We start from the raw sequence: 20,548 nt of genomic DNA on the forward strand, positions 1-20,548 counted from the left end.
TAGAAAAATATTAAAAGGAAAGCAGGAATATCCCGGTCCTATAGTGAATATAGTAAAAATGGAAGGTACCCTGCTATTTTTGAAAAGCAATTAAAAGGGGATGGCTTTGAAAATAGCAACATCTAATAATGATTGTTCTAATGAACACTCACTTATCCATTGTAAACTTAAGGGGGAGCAGGAATGGAAATATTAAAGGTTTCAGCAAAATCAAATCCAAACTCGGTCGCAGGTGCGCTCGCAGGAGTCTTGAGGGAACGAGGAGCTGCAGAAATTCAAGCAATCGGAGCCGGAGCATTAAATCAGGCTGTTAAAGCGGTAGCGATTGCACGGGGATTTGTAGCGCCGAGCGGTGTCGATCTGATTTGCATTCCGGCGTTTACGGACATTCAAATTGACGGTGAAGAACGAACAGCGATTAAGCTAATCGTAGAGCCTCGCTGATAGAAAAATCACTCTTTTTCAAATGCTTCAACCTGCTTACTTTCACGTAAGCGGGTTGTTTTTGGTTTAGCCGTTTTTGAAAAATGCAGCCGGGAGAGGATGAACGTGAAAATTTTTGATGCCCATTCTGATTTGCTGCTGAAGCTCTGGAAAAATCCGAAGCTTAATGAGTACAGTGACCCGTCGCTTCAAACGCCGGTTCAGGCTCTGTTAAACGGAAAGGCGAAAGTGCAGTGTCTGGCGATTTTTCTGCCCGAAACCGTACCCGACACAATAAGGCTTGAAATGGCGCTCGTGCAGATCCGGCTGTTTCACGAAAAAATTGCAAAGTACAAGCGGATCAAACTGATCAAACATAAAGCCGATATCGACAAGCTCAAAAGCGATGAAACCGGCATCATTCTAACGATGGAAGGCTGTGAACCGATCTCAAAAAACTTAAGGCTGTTTGACATCTTTTTTCAGCTCGGAGTCAGAAGTTTCGGCCTGACGTGGAACTGGGCCAATACGTTCGCAGACGGCGCTTTAGAAGAAAGAAACGCAGGTTTGACTTCTTATGGGGAAAGGCTGATTCGCAAGGCGAACAAAAACCGGGCATGGACCGATCTCTCCCATTTATCAGAGAAAAGCTTTTGGGGTGCGGTTGAAACGGCAGCGTATCCGATCGCCTCTCATTCGAATGCGCACAGCCTTTGCCCTCATCCGAGAAATTTAAAAGACGATCAAATCAAAGCGCTTATTGAAAAGAACGGCGTCATCGGTTTGACATTTGTCCCTGAATTCGTGAGAAACGGAAAAACGCCTGTGATCAAAGATATCCTCTCACATATTGACCATGTCTGTTCTTTGGGAGGCGAGCGGCATATCGGATTCGGATCTGATTTTGACGGCATCGACCGGGTCATTCCGGGTCTGGAGGCCCACAAAGATTACGGGAATCTGATCGAAGCTTTGCAGCGCTCATATACACCAAGTCAAGTCGACGGATTTCTCTTTCAAAATTTCTTCAGCCGCATCCCATTTTAAAAAAATATCATACATTTTTCAGAGGGTGTTCATCTGTTTTTATCAGGAGGACACAGGTGTTTACCAATATGAATTATCGTGCTACAATCCTTTTGTAAAGCGATTTTGCAAAGGGGGTCTGTTCATCTTGGACGGAAATATGAAGGCGCTTATCAAGAAGCCGGGGGAGCCAGGCGCCAGCTTCGAGCTCGTCCCGATACCGAAGATCGACAAACACGAGGTGCTGATCAAAGTCAAAGCCGCATCGATTTGCGGAACGGATGTCCATATTTATAATTGGGATGAATGGGCGAAAAGCAGGGTGAAACCGCCTTATGTGTTTGGCCACGAATTTTCCGGCGAGGTTGTACTAGTGGGGGAAAATGTGACTGCGGTACAAGAAGGGGAGTATGTTTCGGCAGAAACGCACATCGTTTGCGGAAAGTGCCTGCCGTGTTTGACCGGAAAAGAGCATGTCTGCAGAAAAACGCTGATTCTCGGTGTCGATACAGACGGCTGTTTTGCTGAATATGTCAAAGTGCCTGCCGCAAACATTTGGAAAAATCCGGACGGCATGCCTGAGGATCTCGCTTCTATTCAAGAACCGCTCGGAAACGCCGTGCATACGGTTCTGACGGGAATGACAGCTGGAGTGAAAGTCGCTGTCGTCGGCTGCGGACCGATCGGATTGATGGCCGTGGCAGTTGCAAAAGCGTCAGGCGCGTCACAAGTGATCGCCATCGATAAAAACGAATACAGGCTCGACCTTGCATTGCAAATGGGGGCAACCGATATCATCTCCGTTGAAAAAGAAGATCCGCTCAAAAATGTAAGCGCTTTAACAGACGGTGAAGGGGCGGACTTGGTTTGCGAAATGTCAGGCCATCCGACGGCCATCCGCCAAAGTTTAAAAATGGCTGCGAACGGAGGGCGGGTGCATGTCTTAAGTCTGCCCGAGCATCCCGTATGCATCGATATGACAAATGATATCGTCTTTAAAGGATTGACGGTTCAGGGAATTACCGGCCGCAAAATGTTTGAAACGTGGAGGCAGGTCAGCGGTCTTCTCCAGTCCGGTACGATTCAAATCAAGCCTGTCATCACCCACCGTTTCCCGATGGAAGAGTTTGAAAAAGGCTTTGAACTGATGAGAAAAGGGCAATGCGGAAAAGTCGTATTGATACCGTGAAGGGAGAGATGGATATGAAAGAATTTAATTTTTTAGCTTCCGAGCTTGATACAATGAAAGAAAACGGAACTTTTCAGGAACTGCCGATCATCGAATCGCTGCAAGGATCAACTGTCAAAATGAAGGGAAAAGACATCATTCAGCTTTCATCCAATAACTATCTCGGGTTGACGTCACATCCGCGCCTCCAAAAAGCGGCCGAAGAGGCGGTAAAACGGTACGGAGCTGGAACGGGATCGGTCCGGACAATAGCCGGAACATTCACCATGCATGATGAGCTCGAAAAGAAGCTCGCTTCATTTAAAAATACTGAAGCTGCGCTCGTATTCCAGTCCGGTTTCACCGCAAATCAAGGCATTCTTTCAAGCATTCTTACCAAAGATGATATCGTCATCTCAGACGAATTAAACCATGCTTCCATCATTGACGGCATCAGACTTACCAAAGCGGGCAAAAAAGTATATCAGCATGCGGACATGGAAGATTTAGAAAAGATTTTAAAAAAATCAATGAATTACAGAATGCGGCTTATCGTTACAGACGGCGTGTTTTCGATGGACGGAGACATCGCACCGCTTCCCGAAATCGTCCGGCTCGCTGAACAGTATGACGCATTTGTCATGGTCGACGACGCGCATGCGTCCGGCGTTCTCGGCGAGAACGGGCGCGGAACGGTTCACCATTTCGGGCTGGACGGGAAGGTTCACATTCAAGTCGGCACGCTCAGCAAGGCGATCGGTGTTTTAGGAGGCTATGCGGCCGGTTCCAAGGTGCTGATCGACTATTTAAAGCATAAAGGCAGACCGTTTCTCTTCAGTACTTCCCATCCGCCGGCCGTCACTGCGGCATGCATTGAAGCGGTCAATGTGCTGATGGAGGAACCTTCATTAATTAAAAAGCTTTGGGACAATACTTCGTACTTCAAAAAAGAGCTTGAAAAAATCGGCCTTCCGCTGATTAAGAGCGAAACGCCGATCACGCCGATTTTAATAGGTGATGAAGCCGAGGCATGCCGCTTTTCAAGCACGCTTTTCGAGCTCGGTTTATTTGCCCAGGCCATTGTATTTCCGACCGTCCCGAAAGGCAAAGCGCGGATCAGAACGATCATGACCGCCCAGCATTCAAAAGAAGAACTTGATAAAGCCCTTGAAATCATTGAAACCGGCGCCAAAAAAGCGGGTCTGCTTTAAACTCGTCGATTTCTTTTTAAACAAAGCAAATAACCATTGATAATCATTTTCAGTTAGTGTACAATGATAGGTTCTGGGTTGTGCTGACAACCGAGAACCTTTATACTGAAGAGTGGAGCTTTGTTTGAAAGGAGATCAAAAACATGAATGAGAAACAGCGCATTGAAAGCGGACAGGTCAATCCATCGGACAAAAAATCCGAGAAGGATTACAGCAAGTACTTCGAAGCTGTTTATGTTCCGCCTTCCTTAAAAGATGCGAAAAAACGCGGCAAAGAAGAGGTTAAATACCATAGCGATTTTAAAATTTCCGAGCAGTACAAAGGGATGGGTGAAGGACGGAAGTTCTACATCCGCACATACGGCTGCCAGATGAATGAACACGATACAGAAGTCATGGCCGGTATTTTCATGACCCTCGGCTATGAGCCGACGGATTCGACTGAAGACGCTAATGTGATTCTGTTAAACACATGCGCCATTCGCGAAAATGCGGAAAACAAAGTATTCGGTGAAATCGGCCATTTAAAAGCTTTGAAAAAAGACAATCCGGATTTGATCCTTGGCGTATGCGGATGTATGTCCCAGGAAGAATCAGTCGTCAACCGGATTTTAAAGAAACATCCGTTCGTCGATCTGATTTTCGGTACACACAATATCCACCGCTTGCCGGAACTTTTGTCAGAAGCTTATCTGTCAAAAGAAATGGTCATCGAAGTGTGGTCTAAAGAAGGCGATGTCATTGAAAACCTTCCGAAAGTCCGCACCGGCAAAATTAAAGGCTGGGTCAACATCATGTACGGCTGCGACAAGTTCTGTACGTACTGCATCGTGCCGTACACAAGAGGAAAAGAACGAAGCAGACGTCCTGAAGAAATCATTCAGGAAGTGAGACGACTTGCGGCTGAAGGCTATAAAGAAATCACGCTTCTCGGACAGAACGTCAACGCTTACGGCAAAGATTTCGAGGATATGGAATACGGACTCGGACACTTGATGGATGAGCTCCGCAAAATCAATATTCCGCGAATCCGCTTCACGACAAGCCATCCGCGTGATTTTGACGATCATCTGATCGAGGTGCTCGCAAAAGGCGGGAACCTTCTGGACCACATCCACCTGCCTGTTCAGTCCGGAAGCTCGGATGTCTTGAAACTGATGGCGCGCAAATACGACCGGGAACGCTATCTCGAGCTTGTCGCCAAAATTAAAAAAGCGATGCCGAACGCGTCTTTAACAACAGACATTATCGTCGGCTTCCCGAACGAAACTGATGAGCAATTTGAAGAAACGCTTTCCTTATACAGAGAAGTTGAATTTGACAGCGCCTATACGTTCATTTACTCGCCTCGCGAAGGAACGCCAGCTGCAAAAATGAAAGACAATGTTCCGATGCGCGTGAAAAAAGAACGGCTTCAGCGATTAAATGAAGTGGTCAACGAAATTTCCGCGAAGAAAATGAAGGAATATGAGGGGCAGGTTGTCGAAGTGTTAGTAGAGGGTGAAAGTAAAAACAACCCTGATATCCTTGCCGGCTATACACGGAAAAACAAGCTTGTTAACTTCAAAGGACCAAAAGAAGCGATCGGCCAGCTTGTCAACGTGAAAATCCACCAGGCGAAAACTTGGTCGCTTGACGGAGAAATGGTAGGAGAAGCAATCGAGGTGAAATAAAGTGACGCTTTATACGAAAAAAGAGATTGTTGCAAAAGCGCGGGAGCTCGCAAAAATGATTGCCGAAACGGAAGAAGTCGACTTTTTCAAAAAAGCGGAGGCACAGATTAATGAGAATGCCAAAATAACTGGCATAATCAACCAAATCAAAGCCCTGCAAAAGCAAGCCGTCAACTTTAAACATTACGAAAAGCACGAAGCGCTTAAACAAACGGAAGCAAAGATTGACGCGCTTCAGGAAGAGCTTGACGAGATCCCGATCATTCAAGAGTTCAGAGACTCCCAAATGGAAGTCAACGACCTTCTTCAGCTCGTCGCGCATACAATATCAAACCAAGTGACAAACGAGATCATCACATCAACCGGTGGAGACCTGCTGAAAGGCGAGACCGGTTCAAGAGTAAAAAATTCATCACCGAGCTGTTCTCTATAATTTGGCGGCGCCTTTTAAAGGCGTCGTTTTTTTGAATGCAATTTCCCGCCGCGACGGCTAATTGAAAAGATTCGGTTTTCGGTCTGTCTTTTTCTTTTCTGATTTAAGTCAAGTTTATCCTTTTATCTGCATACACTTAAACAGATTCATTATATGGGATGTTATTTTGATTTCTCAAGGAACGCACATTAGACGAATGCCCAGCATAGGATAATATGAGGAAAAACAAGGAGGCATGACCGAATGTCTGAATACAGGGAAATTATTACTAAAGCGGTGGTCGCGAAAGGCCGGAAATTCACCCAGTCCACTCATACAATCTCCCCTTCGCAAAAGCCAACCAGTATTTTAGGCGGTTGGATTATCAATCATAAGTATGACGCCGAAAAAATCGGAAAAACCGTGGAAATTGAAGGGACATATGATATCAACGTCTGGTATTCATATGCGGACAACACCAAAACCGAAGTTGTGACAGAACGCGTTTCCTATGTTGATGTTATTAAGCTCCGGTATCGCGACAAAAATTACTTAGATGATGAACACGAAGTGATTGCGAAGGTGCTTCAGCAGCCGAACTGCCTTGAAGTGACCATTTCTCCGAACGGAAACAAAGTGGTTGTACAGGCGGAAAGGGAATTTTTGTCAGAGGTTGTCGGCGAGACGAAGGTCGTCGTTGAGGTCAATTCTGATTGGACGGAAAGCGATGAGGAAGAAGCGTGGGAAGAAGAACTTGATGAAGAACTTGAGGATATCAATCCGGAGTTTTTGGTCGGAGATCCAGAAGAATAAAAGGAAGCTAGGGAAACACCGCCCTAGTTTCTTTTTTTTCAGCATGAATCTTTATGGTATAATGAGTGTTGGAATCAATAGAAACGTTTATACATAGTGAGGGATTAAATATGACAGGCTACACGCCTATGATACAGCAATATTTAAAGATTAAGGCAGAGTATCAGGATGCCTTTTTATTTTTTCGTCTTGGAGACTTTTATGAAATGTTTTTTGAAGATGCCAAAAAGGCGTCTCAGGAACTCGAAATCACGCTGACGAGCAGAGACGGTGGATCGAGCGAAAGAATCCCGATGTGCGGGGTTCCTTATCATTCATGCTCTTCATATATCGAACAGCTCATTAAAAAAGGCTATAAAGTCGCGATCTGTGAGCAGGTGGAGGACCCTAAATCGGCCAAAGGAGTCGTCAAAAGGGAGGTCGTGCAGCTGATCACACCCGGCACCGTGATGGACGGAAAAGGAATTCATGAAAATGAAAACAACTTTATCGCCTCTGTCAGTGAATTTCAGCATACTTACGGGCTCGCTTTTTCTGATTTGACGACGGGCGAGAACTTAGTGACGATTATCGAAAGGCTTGATGATGTCGTTTCCGAGATTTACTCTGTCGGAGCAAGGGAAATCGTCGTCAGCCGCAACTTTGACGAGAAAGATGTCGCGCTACTGAAAGAGCGCTGCGGCGCCACGATTTCTTTCGAGGATGAACAAGCAGATGAATGGCCTGACATTGTGAACGGTCTGGCGTCCAAAGAGCTTGTCGATACGTTTATGAGGCTTTACGTCTACTTGAAGCGGACGCAGAAAAGAAGCCTTGACCACCTTCAAAACGTTCAGGCTTACGAGCTCGAAGAAGCGATGAAAATCGATTTGTATTCGAAACGCAATCTCGAGCTGACGGAAACGATCCGTTCGAAAAACAAAAAAGGCTCGCTTCTTTGGCTTTTGGATGAAACGAAAACGGCAATGGGAGGAAGGCTGTTAAAGCAATGGATCGACAGACCGCTGATCAGAAAGGGACAGATCGAAGAGCGCCAGGAAATCGTCGAAACGCTGATCGCCCATTTGTTTGAGCGGGAAGATTTGCGCGAACGGCTGAAGGAAGTATACGATCTCGAGCGGCTCGCCGGAAGGGTCGCTTACGGCAACGTCAATGCCCGAGATTTGATCCAGCTAAAGGAATCGCTGAAACAAGTGCCGGCCATCAAACAGCTTGTCGGCTCCCTCGACCATCCGAAAGCAAAAGCGCGCGCCGAGAAAATCGATCCGTGCGGCGATCTTTTGAATCTTTTGGAAGATGCGCTATACGAGAATCCGCCGCTTTCATTAAAAGAGGGGAACTTGATCAAAGACGGCTATCACGAGAAGCTGGATGAATACAGGGACGCAAGCAAGAACGGAAAGGACTGGATCGCAAGGCTTGAGCAGCAGGAACGCGAGTACACGGGAATCCGCTCTTTAAAAGTCGGCTTTAACAAGGTGTTCGGCTATTATATTGAAGTGACGAAAGCCAACATCCATCTGCTTGAAGAAGGCCGCTATGAACGGAAGCAGACGCTGACCAATGCAGAACGCTACATCACGCCGGAGCTGAAAGAAAAAGAAGCGCTGATTCTCGAAGCGGAAAACAATATTTGCGAGCTGGAGTATGAGCTGTTTTCCGAGCTTCGCAGCAAGGTGAAGGAATATATTCCGCGCCTGCAGCAGCTGGCAAAAATGATGAGCGAGCTTGATGTGCTCCAATGTTTTGCGACGATCAGCGAAAACCGCCACTATGTTAAACCGGAGTTTTCCGAGGACGTCGTTCAGGTGATCGACGGACGGCATCCGGTCGTAGAAAAGGTGATGGACAGCCAGTCTTACGTTCCGAATAGCTGCGAAATGGGCAAAGGCAGACAGATGCTTTTAATCACCGGGCCGAATATGTCAGGGAAAAGCACGTATATGAGACAGATGGCGCTGATCTCCATTTTGGCGCAGATCGGCTGTTTTGTTCCTGCCAAAAAAGCGGTGCTGCCGATCTTTGATCAGATCTTTACAAGAATCGGTGCTGCGGATGATCTTATATCCGGGCAGAGCACGTTTATGGTGGAAATGCTTGAAGCCAAAAATGCGATCGTTCATGCGACGAAAAACAGCTTGATTCTATTTGACGAAATCGGCCGGGGTACGTCCACTTACGACGGAATGGCGCTTGCGCAGGCAATCATCGAGTACGTTCACGAGTACATCGGCGCGAAGACTTTATTTTCCACTCACTATCACGAGCTGACAACCCTTGAAGAAAAGCTTGCCGACTTGAAGAATGTTCACGTTCGTGCGGAAGAATACGAAGGAAAGGTCGTATTCCTTCACCAGATAAAAGAAGGCGCAGCAGATAAAAGCTACGGTATCCATGTTGCGCAGCTTGCCGAATTACCCGACGGTTTGATCAGCAGGGCGAAAACGATCCTGAAAGAGCTTGAATCCGGCGCCAAAGAAGCGGTTCCATCAACGGCTCCGAATACGGTAAAAGAGGCGGCGGAAGAAGTCGCGGCAACTGTTGCAGATCAACCGGCCCAGCTGTCATTTTTTGAAACGGACAAGCCGAAAGAAAAAGAGACGAAGCTCTCCAAAAAAGAGCAGGCTGTTTTAGCCGAATTTAAAACGATGGATCTGCTCGATATGACGCCTATACAAGTCATGAATGAACTGTACAGGCTGCAAAAAAAATTAAAGTAATAAAGAGGTGACCCAACTTGGCAAAAATTGTTCAGCTGCCAGACGATTTATCGAATAAAATCGCGGCGGGTGAAGTAGTGGAAAGGCCTGCGTCGGTCGTCAAAGAGCTTGTCGAAAATGCAATCGATGCGAACAGCTCCGTGATTGAAATCGATGTTGAAGAAGCGGGTCTCGCCTCGATTAAAGTGCTTGACGACGGCGAAGGGATGGATGCAGAAGACTGCAGAACGGCTTTTTTGCGTCATGCCACAAGCAAAATCAAAGACGAAAACGATCTGTTTCGCGTCAGAACGCTCGGATTTCGCGGAGAAGCTTTGCCAAGTATCGCGTCTGTCTCACATCTAAGCATTAAAACGAGCACCGGAGAAGGAGCAGGCACCCATTTGACGCTTCAGGGGGGAAGAATCATTTCCGAGCAAAAAGCGTCAAGCCGCAGAGGAACCGAAATTACGGTTACCAATCTGTTTTTCAATACGCCGGCAAGGCTGAAATATATGAAAACGATCCATACGGAGCTTGGCAACATTACAGATGTGGTCAACAGAATCGCCCTTGCCCACCCGGAAGTTTCGATCAGGCTGCGTCATCAAGGGAAAACGCTTCTGCAGACAAACGGAAACGGCGATGTCCGCCACGTGCTTGCGGCGATTTACGGCACGGCGGTTGCCAAAAAAATGCTCCCGCTTGAAGCGAGATCTCTTGATTTTGAAGTGAAAGGCTATATCGCCCTTCCTGAAATTACGCGTGCATCGCGAAATTACATGTCATCTGTCGTCAACGGCAGATACATTAAAAACTTTCCGCTCGTGAAAGCGATCCACGAGGGCTACCATACGCTTCTTCCGATCGGCCGCCATCCGATCACGTTTATTGAAATCAACATGGACCCGCTGCTTGTGGATGTCAACGTGCATCCGTCAAAGCTGGAGGTCAGGCTGAGCAAAGAGACGGAGCTTCACGAACTGATTCGCGACGCCATCAAAGACGTCTTTAAACAGCAGCAGCTCATTCCAAGCGTGCAAGTTCCGAAAAAAACCGCACCTCTGATCAATAAACCGGAACAGCAAAAGCTTGATTTCGACCAGGTACGAGAGCCGGCACCTCTTTCTGATCCTGATATTGAAAGAGAATATAAGCCGGAGCCATCGTTTTCGGCGATGAAATTAAGCTCGGTAGTCAAAGACCCGCCTCCTCCCGCTCCCGCAGAGCGCGAAGAAAGCATTATGCAAGACACCGAACCTGAATGGCCCGGAGCGGAAGAGTATACGCCGGAAGCCGAAGCGGCCGTACAAGCCGAACCGGAACAGGCAGGCGAAAACGCCCATGACGAAGAGACGCCAAAAGAAAGGGTGCCGATCATGTATCCGATCGGCCAAATGCACGGCACCTACATTCTCGCCCAAAATGAAAACGGGCTGTACATCATCGATCAGCACGCCGCACAGGAGCGGATCAAATACGAATATTTCCGTGAAAAAGTCGGAGAAGTCGAACCGGAAGTCCAGGACCTGCTTGTGCCGCTGACATTCCATTATTCAAAAAATGAAGCGCTGACGATCGACCAGCACTTGGACGACTTAGCCAAAGTCGGCGTCTTTCTCGAATCGTTCGGCGCCGGCAGCTATATCGTCCGATGCCACCCGACTTGGTTTCCAAAAGGGGAAGAAACGACGATCATTGAAGACATCATTCAACAGGTCCTTGATGACCGCACGATCGACATCAAAAAACTGCGTGAAGAAGCCGCAATCATGATGAGCTGCAAAGGCTCCATCAAAGCCAACCATCATCTGCGGGACGACGAAATCACCGCCCTGCTCGATGAGCTGCGCAGAACATCCGACCCATTCACATGCCCGCACGGCCGGCCGATTATCATCCACTACTCCACCTATGAGATGGAGAAGATGTTTAAGCGGGTCATGTAAATATCTAATCGCTCACAGCCCATGCTACATCAACGGCTGAGAGCGATTTTCATTTTATTGGCCACATTTTGACCACTTTTAGACGGATTGTTTCAACACCCATTAAAAAGTTTAGTGTCCAGAACATCAGGAAGCGGCGCGTATATCGTCCGGTTATTCTCAAGATAGGGAAAAAGGGCTTCATCTCATAGAGAGCCCTTTTTTAAGTGGAAACCCATAAGGCAGCCATTAGACAAATTTCGCAGTTGTTTTCATTTTTTGAGAAAATGTTATAATGAAAGGCTATGAAATGATTTGAAGGGGGAATTTGGATGCATTACATAACGGCATGCTTAAAAATTATCAGTGATAAAGACCTCAATGAAATAATGAAGGAATTCAAAATACTTGAGGAAGAAACGAACAAAGAAGAAGGATGCATTAAATTCCATGCGTATCCCCTTGAACCATCAGAACGCAAAATCATGCTCTGGGAGATTTGGGAAAACGAAGAAGCTCTTAAGGTCCATTTCACAAAAAAACACACAAAAGACGTTCAAAAACAAGAATTAACGGAAGTAGAATGGTTAATGAAAAGCAATGTGAAAGATTAAAAGGCTCCTTGAGATTTATATGAAGGTGGCCTTAAAAGGATAAATACGATCAAATAAAACGGCGGGTCAATTTACAATCTCACGACAGCTCTCGGATAATCCCGAGGGCTGTTAAGAACAAAAAAGCAGACCCTTTAGGAGTCCGCTTCAGTCATTGAAACACTGATTTAATTTTTTAGCCGGTGATTGCTTTTTCGGCAACATGAAACCCGTGCTCTTCCCCAAAAATTGGAGCGCATTTAGCATTTTGGCTAGCCTCTCGAATTGAAGCAAAATCAGATCAAATGTTTAATAAGCTGTTTGTATCTATCAAGAAAGTAATAAGTTTGGCTGGAGTAACAGAATTAAAAAATCACGAAGAAAAAAGAATGAAACAATTTGAGAATCAAGATTAAGAGGTGATTTCTGTGAACTATTCGGAAGTTGAACAATTCATAAAAGAAAATGCTGAAGATGATGATTTTACAGGTGGCATTAGCATCGAAAAAATTAATGATATTCAAGAAAACCTAAATGTAAAACTACCCGAAAGTTATAAATGGTTTTTAAAAAACTATGGGTCCGGTGGAATTTACGGTGTAGATATTTTAGGTCATGGAAAAGTTTCAAGAGTAGTAACAGTTACTGAAGATTACAGAGATCACTATGGTTTAATTGATGGTATCGTAGTCATTGAATACGTAGATGAATTCTCTTATTGTCTTGATACAAACAGGATGGTAGATGGTGAATGCCCAGTTATACTTTGGGATAATCAAGAGGGTTATGGTCGAAAAGTAGCTACTAATTTTCTAGAGTTTTTCATAGAAAACCTTAAGGAGTCTAAAGAAAACTGGGAAGAAGACGAAGAGTGGGACGATGAAGAATAATTGCATATAGCAAGCACTCGATCTCTAATTGAGTACTTTTTAAAAGGGGATAAAATGGTGGGCTTTTGGTTATTCTACTTTGTCATACGTTAAAGACAAGAAAAACGAACGTGAAGAGCGAGTCCATGACGGAGAGCCTGCGGACACTATTTGTGCACGGGTTGTATCCGCTTTTAATGGCCCTTTTCCCCTAATGATGCATGGTTTGAATGTGATTCTGATTCTACTTTAATGAAGCAAATTCTAACAATTAAGGCTCTATAGGTCGAACCATTCCCTGTAGCGCGGCGACAACCTGATCGACATGTCTTTTAGCCTCTTCATCAGTAGTACATTCAGCAAGAACGGTTTCCTCGTAACTTCTGCCCTCAAGGTGTTTATGATAAATCCAGATTTCACATAGCTCTTGGTAGGCTGTACCGGGTCTTTGGCCTGTAACTCCTAGATTATTAAATTGATCCACTCCAATTCTGACTAATACATACCCCATCCTGCCCAATAAACGAACAATATTTCTGCGAAGGTGGTCAAGATCTCTAAATGCTCGCATATTCCGAACATAGGTACTGGATTCAATTCCAAATGGCCGATGAAAAGATGGGAATGAAAACGGGTTTACAGGATATTGATCATAAAACAAGCCCTATCACTCCTTTTTATCTTACGATTTATAATAAAGAATTATATTCGACTATTTTTGGACTGGAAGTTTGTCTATACATAATTGTATATTTGCCTAGAAATCGGTGATGCAATCTTCAACGTTCAAAAAAGGCCATTATATAAAGTTTATGATTAGGTAGAAGTATATGAATTCCCAGCCTGTTGCTCTCAAAAAATAAAGGACATTGAGATTTATATGGAGATGGGGTTGAAAAAGGACAAATACTATCTGGTCAAACGGCGAGCCATTTACAATTTTTCGACAGCTCTTGGGATTATATAGCGCTCCCTTTTAAAAAGCCGCAATAGCATCTAACTTTAATCACCTAAAATCACCCCCATTAAATCAATAGTTCTTAACCCTTTCTCAAATTGCTGTTGCGGGGGGAACCGAAAATTTAATTGCGGTGGCCCGAACGTCTTTTTCGAATGATGAAATATTGTTAAAATTTACATCATTAGTATAGTTAAGGGAAGGGTGAAAAGGTTGGATAGAATCTCATCTGCAGAAGTGGGGATGAAAATTACTGAGTGGCACCAGCATATTCAAAAATTCAATGTGACAGACGCCGAAATGCTTAAAGCTGAAATTGAAAGGGATATAGAGGTTATGGAAGAAGATCAGGATTTACTAATCTATTATCAGTTGATGGCTTTCCGCCACAGTATAATGATAGAATATATAGCACCTTCGGGTGAAAAACAGATGGAATTATCAGAATATTTGAAGAGAATTGAAGGGAATAAACGAAAATTAGATCATATGCTTATGTATTATTATCATTTTTTTCGAGGGATGTACGAATTTAGGAATGGAGAATATACGAAGGCAATTACTTATTATAAAAGAGCGGAACGTCAATTTCCTGCTATATCAGATTCGATTGAAAAAGCGGAATTTCACTTTAAAATGGCTGAAGTCTATTACCACATGAAAATGACCCACGTTTCGATGTACTTTGCAGAGCGTGCATATAACATTTACAAAAAATATGAACTCTATTCTGTTCGCCTTATTCAGTGTCATTTTGTCATTGCTGGGAATTATGATGATTTAGAGAATCATGAAAAGGCTCTTCCACACCTAAATCAAGCACTTAGAGGCGCAGAACTATTAAAAAAGAAAAATCCACAGATATACGCTTCTGCTTTTTACAACCTTGGCAACTGCTATCACAAAATGGACAACTTAAATAAGGCTGCAAGATATATTGAACAAGCTCTCATTCAATATAAAAAATTAAAATCAAAAAATTTGCCGCAAGCATATCACGACTTGGCACTAATCAATTTCAAACAAAATAAGCATGATAAAGCCAAGGATTATTACCGAAAAGGGCTTAGAAGTGCTGTGGAGCTTAAAGATCATCTGTTTATAAGCCTTTTTGAAGCTCTCGAGTCACTTTATATAAGACGGGGTGAAACTACATCACTTTTTAAAATTTTCAACCGACTGGAAACAAGCAAAGGATTTCCGTATTTGGAAGAGCTGGCATTGTTAGCCGGCACCTATCTAGATTATAATGGAAAAACAGAGGATAGTCTCATCTGTCTTAAAAAGATGGTCTATGCTCAAAAGCAAATATTGAAGGGGGAATGTTTGTATGAAGTCTAAAATGAAGATCGGTTTAGGAATTATGATAATTGGACTTGGCTTTCTCAGTCATTTTTCGAACAACGATGATATCAACACAGCTTCAAGAAACATCACAAGCGCACCCAATCATTATTTTGTTATTTAATCTAAAAATGAGTTTTTGGAATATCCTTTTAGCCGTTTAATTAGCGGCTTTTTTTATGTATTTCAATCCCTTAACAAATAGGTTCAATGACCTAATCTAAAAGATTCATTTTCATGGGTTGACAGGTTTTATTCACCAATTATTTTTATAAAGTGGTAAAATATCTCGAGATATGTCACTTTAGTATTAGAGGAGAATGCTATGAAGACTCTGGATGTTCAAGCGTTGCACAAAGCCATTGATCAAACGCTGGAACAATTAAAACATCAATCAGACGAAATTGCCAAAGTTAAAAAAAGTGTTGAGGGCATTACATCACTTGATGATGCTTTAAAGGGGAAAGGGGGAGACGCGATACGTAACTTTTATGAAGAATGCCATACTCCATTCCTTCAGTTTTACGAAACTCTTATTAGGGAATATCAGTCTGCATTGAAAAAAATCAAAAATGCGCTGAATTCCTTTGAACCGAATCATAACGGATTTATATCGCAAACCTTTCTCGAACACGAGCTCGAACAAGGGGTGAATTCAGCCGACCGCACAACGAAGCGTTTGGTATCTAAAACAAACGCCACGGTCGCAAAAGTCAGCCACATTGTCGATTTGCCTGATTTGAATGACAGCGGCTTTCACGAACAGAATCAGAAAGCCTTAAAGGAAATCAATCAGACAATTGAAAAGCTGCACACTTTTGACCGCGAACAGACAAGTGCTCTTAAAACCGCTGAAAACGACCTGGAAACGATGCAGAGATACATAACCAGGCTTGAAAAAATGTACACAGGGCCTAAAATTGAAATTACCGGCTATCAAAAAGGTTCGATTTTAAAGCCAGATGAGATGGATACTTTGCGTGGTGGACAAGACACAGCAATGGGTGTCATGTTGGATAAGCTCGATAAGAGATCAAAGCTTGAAAAAGAGGCCAGCAAAATAGAACCTATGAGTCATACTGATACGTTGAAGAATAAACTTGAAAAGTTGTATGATGATCCGGATGAGTTTCTCAAAGTTGCTAGAGAGATTGGATATGATAATCTTACATCTGAACAGATGAATTATGTTACTGCCATTGAAGAAGCTTATGAGTTCAGAGCAGATCCAATTAAAGGAACTCTGGAAGATGGAAAACATGTCTTAGAAAGTATGAAAGGCTTTGTGGTTGGAGGATATGAATTTGCAAAAGATACGATCCAAGGAACGATTGAAACAGGTAAAGTTCTTATTGGACACGCAGACAACTTTGTTAAAAACCCAAAAGCAACTGTAAATTCAGTACTTGAGTATGATTACAAAGCCACTTTTGAAAGTATGTTGCAATCAATTGCAGATTCTTGGGATGAAAAGATGGTACATGGGGATTCATATTCTCGCGGACACTATATTGCTTATGCGATTGGTACGATATGGGGGTTGGCAGAGGCCGGGCCTACTGTCGTATCAGGCTCAAAAAGTCTCGGCAAAGCTGGCAAGGCTGCAGCCCAAACAGCAAAGAAAAGTGTTAACTCTTTTAAACAACATTTCAGCCCGCCTAAAAATCGCTATACTCCTGCATTAGAAGGGATGCTCCAAAGAGCGGGAGAGGCCCCTAATGTGAAAAATACGCCTTTGCTGAGAGAGCTGCTTGAGGATAAGAAGAAGAGTGTTTTATTTAAATCCTCTAAATCTATTGGGAAACCATCTAAAAGTGGAAAAGAAATAGCCCTTCCAAAGGTAAAAACTTACGAGCAAGCTAGAAATAAAGCCATGGAGATTATTGGAGATCTAGGGCCGGACTCAAAACCACTTGTAGGGAGGTTAGAAGTAAGCGCAGGTTATGGTAAAATTATCGGCAGAAGATCTAGTGACAAAAAAGTAAGGTGGCGTTTGGATTACGATCCCGAAAAGGGACCTCATATAAATATTGAAGATTTCCGAAAGGGAAAAAAAGAAGCAAAAAAATATTATATTCCTTTTGATGGTGACGAGAAGACATTCAAAGCGCTATTGAAGCATCTTAACAGATAGAGGTGGATATTTTGGATTTATTTGATGAGTGTTTAGAAGCTTTAGGAGAGCAAAAAGAAATTTTATCTGAGGAGCTCACTGGGGAATACTTTAATTCTCTAAGTAAGCAGTTTCCTATAACAAGTTGGGCAAGAATTGATTGGGAAAAGGTAAAAAACAAAAAGAGAATTGAATATTCTGATGAATTATTCAAATGGTTAGAAGATAACGGTATAACTGACACTTCTGTCATTATTCTGTGGAATCCTTCTGATGATCCGGCAGTTAAGACTACTTTAGAAAACGCCTTAACTGTTATTGATGACGTGACTGCGGTTGGTTCAGATACGTTTATGTATAGTGAACTTGGCTATGTCATTGAGTTTTACCATGATGGAGAAGTGACAGTAGGAATGGCAAACTGAAGTTAAACCCTAATTATGGGCTTCTAGAGTTAGGTCTATTGACCTTTTTTATATTGGTATTTTCTCTCATGTCTTATTAAGCACTTAATCCTTTGATTGAGTGCTTGTTTTATATCCGCCAAAATGGAGGGCCTTTTCCCAAAAGAGCGGCTGTAAACTACTATGCAGGCCGATAGTCAGGGGACACAGGGAAGTCCTTATAAAAAAAGAAAAGCAGGAGATAACCTGCTTAAAACCTCATTTTGCCCTTGAAAAAGACTCGCAAAATCAAATCTCGGGTCTTTCTATTAAGCAAAGAGAGGGCCAACAAAGCGAGAAATGTTACTTTGCGATGCAATTTTTAAATTGCCGCTCCAGTTCCTCTTTGTCCAAGTCCTTTCCAATGAAAACAAGTTCGCTTTGTTTTGTCTCGTTTTCGTTCCACTTGCGATCCGGACGTCCTGAAAACAGCATATGCAACCCTTGGAATACGATTCGATATTCTTCCTCTTTAATATAAAGGATCCCTTTATAACGTAATAAATCTTCGCCTTTTTCCCGTACGAGATAACTCATCCAATGATCCACTTTTGCCAAATCAAGAGGCTTCTCTTCCCGAAAAGCAATAGAAGACACTTTATCATCATGATGATGGTGATGATGATCCTCTAGAAAATGAGGGTCGATTTCAAGTTTTCGATTGACGTCAAACGTATTGATCCCCAGGATATCTTTTAAATTGATCTTGCAATCTCTGGCATGCAGCCTCTTAGCCGCAGGATTAATGTTGACAAGTCTTTGCTCCAAGGATTCCAAATCGTCATTTGATACTAAATCTGTTTTATTGAGGATGATGACGTCAGCAAAAGCAATTTGTTCTTGAGCTTCATCCTGATCATCCAGATGTCTGGCGATATGCTTGCTGTCTACTACCGTGACGATGCTGTCAACTTCAAATATGTCGGACAGCAGCTCATCCATAAAAAAAGTCTGGGCAACAGGTGCTGGGTCAGCCAGTCCTGTTGTTTCGATTATAACCCGGTCGAATGCAACTTTCCCTTGATCCATTGAGAATACAAGAGTTCTCAGAATGCGAATCAAATCTCCGCGGACCGTGCAACAGATACAGCCGTTGTTCATTTCCAAAATTTCTTCTTCAGAATCAACGACGAGCTGATTGTCTATCCCGACTTCTCCGTACTCATTGACAATAACCGCAATCTTTTGATTGTGTTTTTCTGTAAGTATTCGATTTAAAAGTGTGGTTTTCCCGGCGCCTAAATATCCAGTGAGAATAGTGACAGGAATTTTCTTTTTAGTTAAAGGCATGATCATTCGACCTCATTTACAATTTTTTTGATACTTTGATTACTTTTTCTTTGTCTTTTGGAATCCCGGCGATGACGCCAGATGAACGTTCGAAACGTTGGCCATCATACAAATGACTTGCTTTTTCTTGATAATCTTCATTGGTACAAAGCGAGTCAATCAGGAGGGGGACATCCTCCGGTTTTAAATCTTTATACCATGTTCCTTTCGGATAGTGGATGACCACGCACTTATCTTGGCATCTTCCATTACACCGCGTGCGCGTTGTATGAATGACATCGTCAAGCTCCCGGTCTGAAATTTCTTGCCGAATCACTTGAGTCAGTTCCTCAGCTCCGACCCGATTGCAGCTGCTGCCGTTGCATATAAAGATATGATGTTTCATATTACTTAAATCCCATGTCGCCATATGTATCTTTCCTCCAAGTAAAACAGAATCATTACGATTTGAAAGCGGTAAAATGATAAAGAACTAAGTAAGCCCCGGTCGATAACTGTCCCGAAAGGTGATACCGATAAAGGGGAGAAGGCCCCGGTAACCTCCGCAGTATTTCATCGTCACCTTGAGTTTTTTACTCCTTTCGCAAGCTCTCTATATTTCTGCCTTCTCTTCCCGTTTTCTTTTTTTGCCGCCTTTGGTTGTTTATTTATATGGCCTTTCTATCAATACGGCAATCAAAACGTAATTATTACGATTTAACAATCATTTTATCTCTTTTTCAAGTCAAACGCAAATAGAAGAGGTTAAACGGTGCCAATGAGATCTGAGCAGCTTCTTTTTCAGCCAGAGCCTATCTGGCTCAGGGGAGGGTTTGCATTATATTATTGTACTGAATATAAAAGAACTTTACCCCTTTTCCTAAGCTGGAAAAATTGATAAAATTTTTAGCGGAGAATGAAAAAACACGATTCGGTTGGTAGTCCGGGTGCATGATTGATCATGCCAGTAACCTTCCCCTCCTCGGGATGTCCGTCATTCTCTGAAGTACATGTTGATGGAGGAGGGAATCGTTATGAAATTAACGGTTTACTATGATGGTCAGTTTTGGATAGGAGTCATTGAAGTTGTGATTGAAGGTAAGCTGAGAGCCGTCCGGCATTTGTTTGGCAAAGAGCCGAAGGATTCGGAAGTTTTGCATTTTGTTCATCATCAACTTTTACAGGCACTGTCACAAGCAGATCAGGAAGGAGTTAGGCTGGACGCCCGCCGCCCGCGCAAAATAAATCCGAAAAGGCTGCAGCGGCAAGTGTCTAAAGAATTGAAAAATGCTGGTGTGTCTCATAAGGCGCAAGAAGCGATAAAACAAGAGCTGGAAGCAAGAAAACGAAAGAAAAAGCGGCTGACAAAAGAGCAGCGGGAAAAGGAAAAAGAACAAAAGTATTTACTCAGAAAGCAAAAAGCGAAACAAAAGCATAGTGGAAAATAGAATTTCTTTGGAGCAAAGTGAAGCTCAATAGAGGCGCGTTTTCCTGTATTGTATTAAAAAAAGGCTCTTTTTAAAAAGAGCCTTTCATAATGGAGTCAATAACGATAAGCAAGAGGGGAGAACATGTAAAATAAGGAGAAGGTCATAGGTTATTGCTT

17 protein-coding genes and 2 pseudogenes are annotated in these 20,548 nt (G+C 43.3%); 16 read left to right on the plus strand and 3 right to left on the minus strand.

The annotated features are described in order from the left end of the window. Window positions 1-183: 183 nt before the first annotated feature. The 11 genes from spoVS (at window position 184) to ACH97_RS17745 (ending at window position 12,836) form a co-directional block, all read left to right on the plus strand. Window positions 184-444: a stage V sporulation protein SpoVS gene (spoVS, locus tag ACH97_RS17695; protein ID WP_003181955.1), complete on the plus strand. Its 261-nt coding sequence runs from the start codon at window positions 184-186 to the stop codon at window positions 442-444. Window positions 445-549: 105 nt separating this feature from the next. Next, complete coding sequence (locus tag ACH97_RS17700) at window positions 550-1,470, plus strand: dipeptidase (protein WP_020451459.1); 921 nt, start codon at window positions 550-552, stop codon at window positions 1,468-1,470. 124 nt (window positions 1,471-1,594) lie between these two features. Further along, complete coding sequence (tdh, locus tag ACH97_RS17705; protein WP_095323568.1) at window positions 1,595-2,638, plus strand: L-threonine 3-dehydrogenase; 1,044 nt, start codon at window positions 1,595-1,597, stop codon at window positions 2,636-2,638. Between the two features lie 14 nt (window positions 2,639-2,652). Beyond that, window positions 2,653-3,828, plus strand: a complete 1,176-nt coding sequence (locus ACH97_RS17710; protein ID WP_020451461.1) for a glycine C-acetyltransferase — start codon at window positions 2,653-2,655, stop codon at window positions 3,826-3,828. Between the two features lie 143 nt (window positions 3,829-3,971). Continuing rightward, entirely contained in the window at window positions 3,972-5,501 is a 1,530-nt protein-coding gene (gene miaB, locus ACH97_RS17715; RefSeq protein WP_020451462.1) for a tRNA (N6-isopentenyl adenosine(37)-C2)-methylthiotransferase MiaB, read from the plus strand. A gap of 1 nt (window position 5,502) precedes the next feature. Further along, window positions 5,503-5,934, plus strand: a complete 432-nt coding sequence (gene ricA / locus ACH97_RS17720; RefSeq protein ID WP_020451463.1) for a regulatory iron-sulfur-containing complex subunit RicA — start codon at window positions 5,503-5,505, stop codon at window positions 5,932-5,934. A gap of 243 nt (window positions 5,935-6,177) precedes the next feature. Continuing rightward, complete coding sequence (cotE, locus tag ACH97_RS17725; protein ID WP_020451464.1) at window positions 6,178-6,726, plus strand: outer spore coat protein CotE; 549 nt, start codon at window positions 6,178-6,180, stop codon at window positions 6,724-6,726. Between the two features lie 110 nt (window positions 6,727-6,836). Next, a complete protein-coding gene (gene mutS / locus ACH97_RS17730) occupies window positions 6,837-9,446 on the plus strand; it encodes a DNA mismatch repair protein MutS (RefSeq protein WP_020451465.1) in 2,610 nt (869 codons plus the stop codon). A gap of 17 nt (window positions 9,447-9,463) precedes the next feature. After that, window positions 9,464-11,374: a DNA mismatch repair endonuclease MutL gene (gene mutL / locus ACH97_RS17735; RefSeq protein ID WP_020451466.1), complete on the plus strand. Its 1,911-nt coding sequence runs from the start codon at window positions 9,464-9,466 to the stop codon at window positions 11,372-11,374. 311 nt (window positions 11,375-11,685) lie between these two features. After that, window positions 11,686-11,967 carry a putative quinol monooxygenase gene (locus ACH97_RS17740; protein ID WP_020451467.1) on the plus strand — a complete coding sequence of 94 codons (282 nt, stop codon included), beginning with the start codon at window positions 11,686-11,688 and terminating at the stop codon, window positions 11,965-11,967. 407 nt (window positions 11,968-12,374) lie between these two features. Continuing rightward, on the plus strand, window positions 12,375-12,836 hold the full coding sequence (locus tag ACH97_RS17745; RefSeq protein WP_020451468.1) for an SMI1/KNR4 family protein: 462 nt from the start codon (window positions 12,375-12,377) through the stop codon (window positions 12,834-12,836). A 250-nt stretch (window positions 12,837-13,086) separates the two neighbouring features. Here ACH97_RS17745 and ACH97_RS17750 read toward each other — a convergent pair whose 3' ends face one another. Next, complete coding sequence (locus ACH97_RS17750) at window positions 13,087-13,476, minus strand: hypothetical protein (protein ID WP_020451469.1); 390 nt, start codon at window positions 13,474-13,476, stop codon at window positions 13,087-13,089. A gap of 192 nt (window positions 13,477-13,668) precedes the next feature. Between ACH97_RS17750 and ACH97_RS24100 the strand changes: the two are divergent. From ACH97_RS24100 to ACH97_RS17765, 4 genes and pseudogenes are all read left to right on the plus strand, one after another. Next, window positions 13,669-13,782: pseudogene (locus tag ACH97_RS24100) on the plus strand (ArpU family transcriptional regulator); the annotation flags it as partial. 204 nt (window positions 13,783-13,986) lie between these two features. Then, a complete protein-coding gene (locus tag ACH97_RS17755) occupies window positions 13,987-15,114 on the plus strand; it encodes a response regulator aspartate phosphatase (protein ID WP_155519901.1) in 1,128 nt (375 codons plus the stop codon). A gap of 328 nt (window positions 15,115-15,442) precedes the next feature. Beyond that, window positions 15,443-17,251, plus strand: coding sequence for a T7SS effector LXG polymorphic toxin (locus tag ACH97_RS17760; RefSeq protein ID WP_020451472.1), 1,809 nt, complete (start codon window positions 15,443-15,445; stop codon window positions 17,249-17,251). Window positions 17,252-17,262: 11 nt separating this feature from the next. After that, entirely contained in the window at window positions 17,263-17,655 is a 393-nt protein-coding gene (locus tag ACH97_RS17765) for a CDI toxin immunity protein (RefSeq protein ID WP_020451473.1), read from the plus strand. Window positions 17,656-17,976: 321 nt separating this feature from the next. On the opposite strand, the gene ACH97_RS17770 is transcribed toward ACH97_RS17765, so the two are convergent. Both ACH97_RS17770 and ACH97_RS17775 read right to left on the minus strand, forming a co-directional pair. Next, a complete protein-coding gene (locus ACH97_RS17770; protein ID WP_023857669.1) occupies window positions 17,977-18,969 on the minus strand; it encodes a CobW family GTP-binding protein in 993 nt (330 codons plus the stop codon). A gap of 10 nt (window positions 18,970-18,979) precedes the next feature. Further along, entirely contained in the window at window positions 18,980-19,372 is a 393-nt protein-coding gene (locus ACH97_RS17775) for a (2Fe-2S) ferredoxin domain-containing protein (RefSeq protein WP_020451475.1), read from the minus strand. Window positions 19,373-19,903: 531 nt separating this feature from the next. Here ACH97_RS17775 and ACH97_RS17780 point away from each other — a divergent pair. Further along, window positions 19,904-20,390: pseudogene (locus ACH97_RS17780) on the plus strand (YjdF family protein). Window positions 20,391-20,548 lie beyond the last annotated feature (158 nt).

The organism is Bacillus paralicheniformis, from assembly GCF_001042485.2.
In the GTDB taxonomy this organism is placed as follows: Bacteria; Bacillota; Bacilli; order Bacillales; family Bacillaceae; genus Bacillus; species Bacillus paralicheniformis.

Coding starts and splice junctions, on each gene's coding strand:
- spoVS (WP_003181955.1), top strand. CDS start 184: ATGGAAATATTAAAGGTTTCAGCAAAATCAAATCCAAACTCGGTCGCA.
- ACH97_RS17710 (WP_020451461.1), top strand. CDS start 2,653: ATGAAAGAATTTAATTTTTTAGCTTCCGAGCTTGATACAATGAAAGAA.
- miaB (WP_020451462.1), top strand. CDS start 3,972: ATGAATGAGAAACAGCGCATTGAAAGCGGACAGGTCAATCCATCGGAC.
- cotE (WP_020451464.1), top strand. CDS start 6,178: ATGTCTGAATACAGGGAAATTATTACTAAAGCGGTGGTCGCGAAAGGC.
- mutS (WP_020451465.1), top strand. CDS start 6,837: ATGACAGGCTACACGCCTATGATACAGCAATATTTAAAGATTAAGGCA.
- ACH97_RS17740 (WP_020451467.1), top strand. CDS start 11,686: ATGCATTACATAACGGCATGCTTAAAAATTATCAGTGATAAAGACCTC.
- ACH97_RS17760 (WP_020451472.1), top strand. CDS start 15,443: ATGAAGACTCTGGATGTTCAAGCGTTGCACAAAGCCATTGATCAAACG.
- ACH97_RS17770 (WP_023857669.1), bottom strand. CDS start 18,969: ATGATCATGCCTTTAACTAAAAAGAAAATTCCTGTCACTATTCTCACT.
- ACH97_RS17775 (WP_020451475.1), bottom strand. CDS start 19,372: ATGGCGACATGGGATTTAAGTAATATGAAACATCATATCTTTATATGC.